Here is a 1,963-nt window from a genome sequence, read left to right as displayed (position 1 = left end):
GCCTTAGCAGCCTAACTTAATCGGTAAACGCGTTACTATAAATTATTTTTACCAGATCACTATAGATATGAAGTATCCCCGATACCTCGTATCAAAAGTCTAAGGAACAATCATTTTTTTACTTCTCAAAATCTTTATAAGCCGCCTTTAAAGAATTGGCAACCTCTTCTTGTAATTCTTTCCATTCTTCTTTGTCGACAGAACAGGCAAATCGTTGATTCACTTCTATTTCAATGCCAACATATTGGTTTTCTGGGTATTCCCTTCTAAGCTCAGTAATAAACCCATCCATTGTCCCTCTATATGGCTGGTTCATTCGAAGCCGAAGCCCATCAAAACGCTGATTCAATTCTCTCCTCCATATTTCACAAAACCGTTGACCTCCTTTTCGAACCGGATCGAAAAGGAAACCAACATCCACATCACGCTCCTGTCCGTCCCAAATCGGAGTAAAAGTATGAATGCCTACATGAATGGCTTGCTTGCCGCCCTCAATAACTTCGCGAACCCTCTTTTTTACTTTCTTTCTATGAGGCCGGTAGTAACTTTCAAAGATATCTTCCCGAACACTCAAAGGCTGCTCCTTGGTGAATTCAGAGAATAGTGTTGGGCTTTGTACCGATCGATTTAAATCCACCAGTAGACGCGTAACGGTATGCAAGAACGACTCTTGCTCCATCTCATCGGCAATAGTGTTGGCAAGTTTTAGCGCCCCAATATCAATACCGCGGTGCGTTTTTAGCGGAGCAGTATTATGTTCAAAAAGATGGTGGTACTCGTTAGGCACTTCATTACCCGCATGTTCACACGATATGATCATCTGTGATTCCATCAAAACTTCACTAGTTATTAAAGAAAGTTGGTGTTTATGCATTACATAAAACAGAAACTACTTTTATCATTCCCAAAAAGAGTCCAATATCGAATACTAAATTTTATACCTTACGCTTTCATAAAACGAATTAGAAAAGATACCTATGTCACTATTATTTGTTGCCCCTGATAGAGGTCTTTCTTCCTGGAAAGATGCTATTCACGAAGTTGATCCCAACCTGGATGTTGAAATATGGCCACAAGTAGACACCCCCAAACGGGTACAGTTTGCTGTGTGTTGGAATCAGCCCAAACATGTATTAGATAGTTACCCTAACTTAAAAGCAGTATCCTCTCTTGGCGCCGGTGCAGATCACCTTTTGGAAGATGAGTTTTTACCGGAAGACGTTGAGATCTGTCGAGTGGTCTCTCATTCTCTTGTCCAACAGATGAAGGAGTATGTCTTGGGTACCGTCATTAATATCCAGCGTAATTTTGTCCATTATATAAGACAAAAGGATGAGCAAAACTGGCAGCCCCATAATCATCCTCTAGCATCAGACGTACATATAGGTATTATGGGCTTGGGAGAACTGGGACTTCCGGTAGCAAAACAACTTTCCCAAGTTGGATACCATGTTAATGGTTGGTCTCGCACCTCAAAAGATATAGATGGTGTGACGACTTTTTCCGGGAAAGAGCAACTCGCCCCTTTTCTTCAGCAAACACAGATCCTGGTTTGTCTCCTGCCACTAACAAACGAAACCGAGGGGATACTGGACCTGGAAGTATTTAAGCGGTTACAATCGCCGTCTTGGATTATCAATGTAGCCCGGGGCGAACACCTTGTTGATGAAGATCTTATTTATGCCCTGGACAGTGATCTTGTAAAAGGAGCGTGGCTGGATGTATTTTCTGAAGAGCCGCTGCCCGACCGACATGCTTTCTGGAACCGCTCTAATATTATGATCACCCCACATATTGCCAGCATTACGCAACCTTCTGAAGTGGCCGACCAAATAGTAGATAACTATAAAAGAGCACTGTCCGGAATGGAGCTAAACCATAAGGTAGAAAGAGAACTAGGATATTAGTTATGACTATTTTGAAACATTTGGAATTGCTACAAAAAAATGGACAGTGAGTTAAG

2 protein-coding genes are annotated in these 1,963 nt (G+C 41.7%); one reads left to right on the top strand and one right to left on the bottom strand.

Annotated elements, in window-relative coordinates:
* Nucleotides 1–118 precede the first annotated feature (118 nt).
* A complete protein-coding gene (locus tag G3569_RS18140; RefSeq protein ID WP_165271500.1) occupies nt 119–832 on the bottom strand; it encodes an N-formylglutamate amidohydrolase in 714 nt (237 codons plus the stop codon).
* Nucleotides 833–977: 145 nt separating this feature from the next.
* Between G3569_RS18140 and G3569_RS18135 the strand changes: the two genes are divergently transcribed.
* Nucleotides 978–1,907 (top strand): 2-hydroxyacid dehydrogenase, encoded by a 930-nt coding sequence (locus G3569_RS18135; protein WP_165271499.1) that lies wholly within the window; start codon nt 978–980, stop codon nt 1,905–1,907.
* Nucleotides 1,908–1,963 lie beyond the last annotated feature (56 nt).

The organism is Fodinibius halophilus (assembly GCF_011059105.1).
Classification (GTDB): domain Bacteria; phylum Bacteroidota; class Rhodothermia; order Balneolales; family Balneolaceae; genus Fodinibius; species Fodinibius halophilus.
This window is presented reverse-complemented; position numbering and strand designations above follow the sequence as displayed.

Coding starts and splice junctions, on each gene's coding strand:
- G3569_RS18140 (WP_165271500.1), bottom strand. CDS start 832: ATGGAATCACAGATGATCATATCGTGTGAACATGCGGGTAATGAAGTG.
- G3569_RS18135 (WP_165271499.1), top strand. CDS start 978: ATGTCACTATTATTTGTTGCCCCTGATAGAGGTCTTTCTTCCTGGAAA.